Here is an 8,668-nt window from a genome sequence, read left to right on the forward strand (position 1 = left end):
ATCCCCCTGCCCTTCTTCGCCGCGCGGGCGATCGGTTCGCTGGCGCAGCTGACCAGCATCGTGGGCATCGCGCCGGTTCTGACGCGCGACCAGGTCGCGAGTCTGGAAACCGACAACGTCGTCGCGGACAGCGCCGAAGGCCTGGCCCAGCTCGGTGTGGAGCCCACCGGCATCGAGGCGATCGCGCCGTCGTACCTCTGGCGTTACCGCCGGGGCGGACAGTTCTCGGAGAGGCCGGCGGACAGGGCCGCCACGGTCCAGGCCTGACGGATCAGGCGTAGAGCCACATCCCCAGCAGGCCGAGCGCGCCGACCAGGATGCGCCAGACCGCGAACGGGGCGAAACCGTAGCGTCCGACGAAATCGATCAGGAAGCGGACGATGAACAGGCCGCTGACGAACGATACGACGAAGCCGATGGCGATGATGCCGGCGACGCTGGACGTGATCAGCTCGCGGCTTTCCCAGAAGTCGAGGCCGAAAGCGGCCACCATGGTCGGAATGGCGAGGAAGAACGAGAACTCGGCCGCCGCCCGCTTCTCGACGCCCAGCAACAGGCCGCCGACGATGGTGGCGCCGCTGCGCGAGACGCCGGGGATGATCGACAGGCACTGGAACAGGCCGACGCCCAGCGCCGTCTTCCACGAGAAGCTCATGGCGTCGTGCTCGCGCGGGGCCGGGGCCCAGCGTTCGAGGGCGATCAGGGCGAACCCGCCGACGATCAGGGTGACGCAGACGATGGTGGTGTTGAACAACACCTCCTTGATGAAGTCGTGGAACAGCAGGCCGACGATGGCGGAGGGGATGAAGGCGAGCAGCACGGCCACGGCGAATCGCCGCGCCGCCGGATCCTTGCCCGGCAGGCCGAGGACCACCGTCCACAGGCGTTTGAAATAGAGGGCGACCACCGCGAGGATCGCGCCCAGCTGGATCATGACGATGAAGGTGTCCCAGGGTTCGTCGCCGAGCCCCAGCGCCTGTTTGGCCAGCAGCAGGTGCCCCGTCGAGGACACCGGAATGAACTCGGTCAGTCCCTCGACCAGACCAAGAATGATCGCCGCCAGCCAATCCGCCATCCGCGTCCCCGATAAAGGTCAGGCGGATCAGTTCGCGCCCGGTTCAGGACCCACATAGCGCAGGCGCGCCCGGATAGGCGAGCCGTTCGTCGTCTGGTCGAGCGCATGGGCCAGAAGGCCCGCCAGCCGGCCGATCATGAGCAGGTCGGCGGCGGCGTCACGCGGCAGTTCAAGACGGCGCGCGACGGCGACCAGCGCCAGGCCGAAGGTCGGGGCGCGGCCGGTCATCTCCCGGCCCTCGCGCATGGCCCGGGCCAGATCCTCGGGAAGGTCGACGGCGGCCAGCAGGGCCGCGGCGCGCGGATCGCCGCGCGGCCAGGCCGGATCGCCGAACCCGGACAGGACCCCGGCTTCATGGGCGCGCCGGGCGGCGTCGGCGGCCTGGCGCCGGACAGCGACCACCCAAGCCGAGGCGCGCGACAGATCGATGATGTCGGGCGAACCGCTCAGCGCCGCCAGTCCCGCCAACGCCGCCCCGGCCGGAGAGGCGCCGCCGTCCGACGCCGCCCTCGCGGCCACGGCGGGCGCGTCGAGCCCGGCGTCCGCGGCGAGAACCAGGGCGCGGCGCACCAGATGGGCGTCGCGCTCCTGCACCTTCCACGCCCGGGCCAGGCGCTGGTGCAGGAACAGCCTCGGTCCGGGGCCCGCCACGGCGTCGACCGCCTCGTCCAGCACCCGGGCGCATTCGATGCGCAGCGCTTCCGGGGGGCGCGGCTTCAGTTCCGCGTCCTCATCGGCGCGACGGGCGAGGGCGGCGAACAACCGGCCGCGCGCTGAAGAGCCGGGCGTTGCGCCGACCCGCGGCCGCACCTCGGCGAACGGATTCGCCGAACGTGCGTCCCACATCAGGCGCGCCACATCCTCGAGGGTCGCGGCCTCCGCCAGCTGGCCGGCGTCCATGCCGCGGTAAAACAGCCGGCCCTGGGCGCTGATCGACACGGACGAGCGCAGTTCGAACCCGGGCCCCTCCGTCTCCTCGGGCGGGGGCAGCCATTGGCCGATGTCGCCGTCCGCCGGTTCCTCGCCGCTCAGGCGGACGATGTCGGCCACGGCGTAGAGGCTGCGGCGGGGGTCTTCGGGGTCGGGCCGGGCGGCGATGCGGCCGCGGCTGACATAGGCGTACAGCGTCTGGGCCTTGACCCCCAACCGGGCCAGGGCCTCGCCGCGTCCGATCCAGCGGCCGGCCTGCGATGCCGTCCCTGCCGACTGCATGTCGCCTCCGAAAGGCCTGACGAACCTGTGCGGTCCATGCGGCGCGCAGCATGGGGCCATTTCGTGACGATGCCGCTAACGCGTCCGGCGAGCTTGGCGCCGACCCCGCTTTCCGCGACAAGGCGGCGATGACCGCGACCGCCCTCGACGACGCCCAGCTGGCTACCCGCAACGTGACACGCCTGTCCGTCGGCGTGGCGGTGGTGCTGATCGGACTGAAGGCCTTCGCCCTCGGCGCCTCCGGATCTGTGGCGATCCTCGCGTCCCTGACCGACTCGGGTCTCGACCTGGTGGCCTCGCTGGCGACCTTCTTCGCGGTCCGCTGGGCCGCCGCCCCGCCAGATCACGAGCACCGCTACGGCCACGGCAAGGGCGAGGCGATGGCCGCGCTGGTGCAGGCCGGCCTGATCTTCGCCTCGGCCCTGTTCGTCGGCTGGGAAGCGCTCCGCCACGTCTTCGACCCCCGGCCGGTGACCTCCGGCTACTGGGCCGTCATGGTCGTGCTGATCTCGGTGGCCCTGACCGGCTGGCTGGTCTGGATGCAGGACCGGGCCATCCGCCGCAGCGGCTCGATGGCGGTCAAGGCCGACCGGGCCCACTACGCCGCCGACCTCGCGGCCAACGCCGTGGTGCTGATCGGGGTCGTTTCGGGCGCGTTTCTGGCGGCGCCGGGACTGGACGCGGCCGCCGGGCTGATCGTGGCCATCTGGCTGTTCTGGGGCGCGCTCGCCCTGCTGAAGGACGCGGCCGACCACCTGCTGGACCGCGCCGTTTCCGACGCGGACCGCATCGCCATCACCACCGCGGTGCTGGCCGATCCGCGCATCACCGGCGTGCACCAACTGCGCAGCCGCATGGCCGGGTCGGTGATGATGATCCAGATGCATGTCGATCTCGACGGCAGGCTGACCCTGGAACAGGCCCACGCCATCGTGGTCGGGGCCGAGCAGCGGCTTCTGGAAGCCTTTCCCCGCGTCGATATCCTGATCCACCCCGACCCGCGGGGGCCCACGACGTCGGTTCCGCCCTCGCCGGCCAGGCCCTCGAAAAAAGCGAAGTAACGGTCCCGATCTCCCGCGACGGAAGCCCATGGCTAACGCGGGCTTAACGCCCTCTGGCGCATGCATCGGGCATGTCGGCCTGCGTCCTGTATCATTTCCCCTTCGACCCCGGGTCCCGGGCCGCGCGGCTGGCGCTGGGCGAGGCGAGGCTCGAGTTCACCGATACGGTGGTCCGGCCCTGGGAGGACGGCTGTCCGGTCGCGTCCCTGAACCCCTCCGGCATGCCCCCGGTGCTGCAGACGACCGATTCAGGGCGCGCCCTGACGCTGTGCGAACCCGCCGCCATCCTGGGCTGGCTGGAGGATCGGTCGAACGAGCCCTTCCTGATGCCGGCCGACCCCATGGAGCGGGCCGAGACCCGGCGTCTGGTCGGCTGGTTCGACCGCCGCTTCAACGACGAGGTCAACGCCGTGCTGTTGCACGAGCGGATGGAGAAGCCCCTGCTGCGGCTCGGGCCGCCGGAGGCGCGCGCGCTGCGGGCCGGCCGCGAGGCGCTGAAGGCGCAGCTTGTGATGCTGGAAGGCCTGCTGGCGGCGCGGGACGCCCTGGCCGGACGGCGTCTGACCCAGGCGGACATGGTCGCCGCCGCGCACCTGTCGGTGCTCGACTATTTCGGCGAGGTGCCGTGGGGCGCCTATCCGGGCCTGAAGACCTGGTACATGAAGCTGAAATCGCGCCCGTGTTTCCGCCCGCTGCTGGCGGACCGCTTCCCAGGGGTGGCCCCGGCGGGCCATTATGCCGACCTCGATTTCTAGGGGGGCGGAAAATGGCGTTTCATCGGGTCCCGGCGTTAGCCGCGGCGTTTCTTCTGGCGTGCGCGCCCACCGGGGTGCTGGCGAACCCGCCGTCCGCCGTCGCCGTGCAGCAGGATCCCGCCGAGCTGATGGCGGACTGGCTTTCGCGCATGGCCGCCTGGGGCCAGGGATATGAGCGGGTTCTGCTCAGCCGCTCTGACACCCTGGTCTGGCTGGTCGACCTGTCGGCGGAGCTTTCCGCCAGGATCGAGCGCGGAGAGACCCGGGACCTGGACCGCTTCACCGCCGGCCGGGCCGCCGAGGCCCGGGCGCGCCTGCAGGCCGATGTCTCCGCCTATGAGGCGCTGTCGACGACCCAGCCGCCGCTGGATCCGTCGTTCCCGGTCAGCCCGACGCTGCGGGAACAGATCAGACGGACAGCGCTGATGCCCGATCTTGTCGGATCCATGCTTATCAGCACCGGCCAGTCCTCGGAGTCCTATCTGACCCTCTATGAGGCGGCGGGCTCCGGCGAACCCGAGGATCTGATCCGCCTCGCGGCCGGGCTTCTGAACATGAACTCGGCCCAGCTCGAGGCGGAGAATACGATGCTGGCCGGCAATCTCGGCAACCCCGAGTCGCCTAGCCACCATCTCACGCGCGCCTCGATCGAGACGAACAAGGCCATGATCCTGTGGCTGGAGCATCGCCGGGCGATCGTGTTCGAGGAACCAGCCGACCGGACCGGCAAGGCCGCCGGGGTCCGAAGACATGCCGCAATGGTGAGAGACGCCGCCACCCAGGCCGACCTCATGACGGAACGGCTGGCGCGGATCGTACGGAGCGACCCCCAGGTGTCGGCGACCGGTCTGGGCGAAATGGTGGCCGGCGTCGCGGCCAGCTTCCACGAAGCCGCCGGGATCGAACGCGGGATCGCCGTGGAGCTCGAGGCGATCGCGATCGGCCTCGAAAAGGGCGACATGGACGCCGAAGACGAGGCCGCGGACCGACTGAGCACCCTGGTCGTGCAGCGTCTGGAGTCCGACAGCGCCCGACGACAGTTGATGGCGCAAATGGGAGCCTGAAAGAGCGAGTGAAGACGGCGGACTTCATCAGGACCCGGGCCGCCGACCTCGGCTTCGACGTCTGCCGCTTCGCCTCGGCCTCGGAGCCGTGGAGCGCGGGGGAGCGGCTGGCGCATTTCGTCGGCGCCGGGCGGCACGGCGACATGGGGTGGATGGAGACGACGCTGGAGCGGCGGGCCCATCCGACCGCCATGTGGCCGGAGGCGAAGACGGCCATCGTGCTGGGTCTCAACTATGGGCCGGGACGCGATCCGCTGCCGGAGATGGCGGACAGGTCGGCGGGGTATATCTCGGTCTACGCCCGCGGCGACGACTACCACGAGCTGATCAAGGGCCGGCTGAAGACGCTGGCGGGGCAGATCGCCGCGCGGACGGGCGAGGACGTCAAGGTGTTCGTCGACACCGCGCCCCTGATGGAGAAGCCGCTGGCGCACCGGGCCGGCGTCGGCTGGCAGGGCAAGCACACCAATCTGCTGTCGCGGGGCCGGGGCAACTGGCTGTTCCTCGGCGTCATCCTGAGCGCGGCCGAGCTGGAGCCCGACGCGCCGGAGAGCGAGCATTGCGGGGCCTGCACCGCCTGTCTGGACGTCTGCCCGACCCGGGCGTTTCCGGCGCCGTTCCAGCTGGATGCCCGGCGCTGCCTGTCCTACCTGACGATCGAGTTCGCGGGGCCGTGGCCGGTCGAGTTCCGGCCCCTGACCGGGTCGCGCATATACGGCTGCGACGACTGCCTGGCGGTATGCCCGTGGAACAAGTTCGCCGTGAGCTCGCGGGAGGCGCGGGTGCACGCGCGCGAGGCGCTGGTGTCGCCGCGACTGGCGGAGCTGGCGGCGCTGGATGACGCCGCCTTCCGGACGCTGTTCTCGAAGAGCCCCGTGAAGCGGATCGGGCGTGACCGGTTCGTGCGCAATGTGCTGTACGCGATCGGCAACAGCGGCGACCCGGCGCTGATCGGGCGGGCCCGCGCGCTGCTGGACGATCCCTCGCCGCTGGTGCGCGGCGCGGCGGTGTGGGCGCTGTCGAGATTGCTGGACGGGGCGGCGTTCGCGGCGTTGCGGGCGGAGCGGCTGGCCGCCGAGACAGAGGCCGCGGTGCGGGCCGAATGGACCGGCGATCAGGCCTGAAGACGGCGGAACAGCGGGGCGTCGAAGCCGTCCGCGCGGTAGCGGGCGTCGGCCTCGGCGAAGGCCTCGATCACGACGGCGCCGTGATGGCCGGTGGCGTGCAGCACGCGCCCTGCGTCGAGCATGAAGGCGGAGTGGCCGGTCCAGCTGTGGTCGCCCCGGGGCGCCAGCCAGATGACGAGATCGCCGCGGCGGGCGGTCTCGCGGTCGACGGCGTGGCCGAGTTCCGCCTGCTGGTCCGAATGGCGGGGGCCGGCGAGACCGCAGGCGTAGAGGGCCTGCTGGACCAGGCCGGAGCAGTCGGTGGCGGCCGAGGAGCGCGCGCCGAGGCTGTGCGGCACCCCGAGCAGGCGTTCGGCGACGGCGACCGGATCCGCCTCGAAGGTTCCGACCGGAGCCAGCTGGTCGGCCGGGAGATCGCCGGCGGCGACAAGGGCGTTGAGCGGCAGGCGGGCGCTGACGGCGGCGACGCGGTGGGTCGGATAGGGCGCGCCCGGGCGCAGGGCCGCGGCGGAGACCCAGCCGACGAGACCGTCGCGTCGGGCGCGGCCCCAGAGGCGGTCGCCCTGCTGGTCCAGCACGTCGAAAGCCTCGCCGAAGAGCAGCTGGTCGATGCGGTCCGAGGCCGGATTCGCGCCGGCCTGAACGTCGGCGACCGGGACGGCGGCATGCATCGGCCGGGCGGGCAGGTAGGCGTCGGCGCGCACGAGCCCCTCCAGCGCCTGCTCGGCCAAGTCGGGCCGCGCGAGCGTGGTGCGAGGGTCGAAGGTGGCGGCGTCTGGCGTCAAGCAGGGCTCGTCCGGTTGAGCCCGCATGATGCCGCGAGATGCCGAAAGGGCCGTTAACGAACGGAGGCTTTATCGTGGCGCCGCCGATCGCGGATATCTGCGGGAGAGCAGCTCGAAACAGGCGCGGAGGCCCTGGGCCTCGCCGCCCTCGGGGCGGCCGGGCTGGGCGCGCGGGTTCCAGGCGAAGATGTCCATGTGCGCCCAGGCGCCGGTCGTGGGGGCGAACCGCTGCAGGAACAGGGCGGCGGTGACCGAGCCGGCCTGGGCCCAGGCGGCGGAATCGTTGCGCAGGTCGGCGATCTCGGTCTCGAGCGCCGCCCGGTAGCCGGGCCACAGCGGCATGCGCCACAGCGGATCGGCGACGGCGCGCGACGCCTCGAGCAGATCGGCGGCGAGCGCCTCGTCATCCGTGTAGAGCGGCGGCAGGTCGGGGCCGAGGGCGATGCGGGCGGCGCCGGTCAGGGTGGCGAAGTCCAGAGTCAGGTCGGGAGAGTGCTCGCCGGCTCGGGTCAGGATGTCGGCGAGGATCAGCCGGCCTTCGGCGTCGGTGTTGCCGATCTCGATGGTCAGGCCCTTGCGGCTGGCGAGGATGTCGCCGGGGCGGAAGGCGTCGGCGGAGATGGCGTTCTCGACGGCGGCGACCAGCACCACCAGCCGCAGCGGCAGGTCGGCCTGCATCACGAGCCGGCCCAGCGCCAGGGCATGGGCCGCGCCGCCCATGTCCTTCTTCATGTTGCGCATGCCGGCCGCAGCCTTGATGTCGAGGCCGCCTGAATCGAACACCACGCCCTTGCCGACCAGGGCCACGAGCGGCAGATCGGTCCGGTCCAGCTTCCAGCCCAGTTCGATGACCCGGGGCGCCCGGTGCGGGGCGGCGGCGCGGCCGACGGCATGGACGGCGGGGTAGCTGTCTTCGAGCAGGGCGCCGCCGGTCGTGACGATCAGGGACGCACCCGAGGCCTCGGCGATCTCGCGGGCGATGGTTTCTATCTGCAGCGGCCCCATGTCGGCGGCGGGCGTGTCGACCATCTCGCGGGCCAGGGCGCAGGCGGCGGCGATGCGCAAGATGGCCGCGGCGTCGACATCGGGACCGACGGCGAGGCGGGCGGGACCTTTGGCGCGGGCCTTGTAGCGGTCGAAACGGTAGGCCCCCAGCGCGAAGGCCAGCGCCGCCTGCGAGGTCTGGGCCGGCTCCAGTCCCTCCAGCCGCCAGAGACCCTCGGGCAGTTTCGCCGCCAGGGTGCGGGCGGTCATCGGATCGAAGGCCTCGCCCGCGCCGAACAGGGCGCCGGAAAGCCCGTCGTCGGAACACGGCAGAAGCAGCAACTGCCCGGCCTTGCCGGTGAAGTCGTTGGACCGGGCCCAGGCGCCCCACACGCCCTCGACCGGCGCATCCTTCGCGATGATGCGGACCGGGCGGGCGTCCCCGCCGTCGGTGCTCAGCAGGTCGGGGTGGAGGACGGACATCGCGGGAAGCCTTTCCGGCCGATCTTAACCAAGGATTGACGCGAAGGACCGAGTCTGGAGCCCGAACCTTCCGGAGCGCCCTTCCATGTCGCGCACGACCGCCCGCATCGCAACCATCGCCC

8 protein-coding genes and 1 pseudogene are annotated in these 8,668 nt (G+C 71.7%); 5 read left to right on the plus strand and 4 right to left on the minus strand.

Annotation, left to right across the window (positions count from 1 at the left end; translation table 11 throughout):
- Window positions 1–267: pseudogene (locus tag VGD32_RS09695) on the plus strand (complex I NDUFA9 subunit family protein); the annotation flags it as partial.
- Between the two features lie 4 nt (window positions 268–271).
- Here VGD32_RS09695 and VGD32_RS09700 read toward each other — a convergent pair.
- Window positions 272–1,075: an undecaprenyl-diphosphate phosphatase gene (locus VGD32_RS09700; protein ID WP_331031686.1), complete on the minus strand. Its 804-nt coding sequence runs from the start codon at window positions 1,073–1,075 to the stop codon at window positions 272–274.
- Window positions 1,076–1,102: 27 nt separating this feature from the next.
- Entirely contained in the window at window positions 1,103–2,287 is a 1,185-nt protein-coding gene (locus tag VGD32_RS09705; RefSeq protein WP_331031687.1) for a citrate/2-methylcitrate synthase, read from the minus strand.
- A 128-nt stretch (window positions 2,288–2,415) separates the two neighbouring features.
- Between VGD32_RS09705 and VGD32_RS09710 the strand changes: the two genes are divergently transcribed.
- From VGD32_RS09710 to queG, 4 genes are all read left to right on the plus strand, one after another.
- On the plus strand, window positions 2,416–3,348 hold the full coding sequence (locus VGD32_RS09710) for a cation diffusion facilitator family transporter (RefSeq protein WP_331031688.1): 933 nt from the start codon (window positions 2,416–2,418) through the stop codon (window positions 3,346–3,348).
- Window positions 3,349–3,419: 71 nt separating this feature from the next.
- Entirely contained in the window at window positions 3,420–4,103 is a 684-nt protein-coding gene (locus tag VGD32_RS09715; protein WP_331031689.1) for a glutathione S-transferase family protein, read from the plus strand.
- Between the two features lie 11 nt (window positions 4,104–4,114).
- Window positions 4,115–5,167: a hypothetical protein gene (locus VGD32_RS09720; RefSeq protein ID WP_331031690.1), complete on the plus strand. Its 1,053-nt coding sequence runs from the start codon at window positions 4,115–4,117 to the stop codon at window positions 5,165–5,167.
- 8 nt (window positions 5,168–5,175) lie between these two features.
- The gene (queG, locus tag VGD32_RS09725) at window positions 5,176–6,291 is read left to right on the plus strand and encodes a tRNA epoxyqueuosine(34) reductase QueG (RefSeq protein ID WP_331031691.1); all 1,116 of its coding nucleotides are present in this window, start codon (window positions 5,176–5,178) and stop codon (window positions 6,289–6,291) included.
- Here queG and VGD32_RS09730 read toward each other — a convergent pair.
- Both VGD32_RS09730 and VGD32_RS09735 read right to left on the minus strand, forming a co-directional pair.
- Window positions 6,282–7,079 (minus strand): NlpC/P60 family protein, encoded by a 798-nt coding sequence (locus VGD32_RS09730; RefSeq protein WP_331031692.1) that lies wholly within the window; start codon window positions 7,077–7,079, stop codon window positions 6,282–6,284. The genes queG and VGD32_RS09730 overlap by 10 nt on opposite strands.
- Before the next feature lie 69 nt (window positions 7,080–7,148).
- The gene (locus VGD32_RS09735) at window positions 7,149–8,546 is read right to left on the minus strand and encodes a leucyl aminopeptidase family protein (RefSeq protein WP_331031693.1); all 1,398 of its coding nucleotides are present in this window, start codon (window positions 8,544–8,546) and stop codon (window positions 7,149–7,151) included.
- Window positions 8,547–8,668 lie beyond the last annotated feature (122 nt).

The sequence above is a fragment of the Brevundimonas sp. genome (assembly GCF_036402095.1).
GTDB lineage: Bacteria > Pseudomonadota > Alphaproteobacteria > Caulobacterales > Caulobacteraceae > Brevundimonas.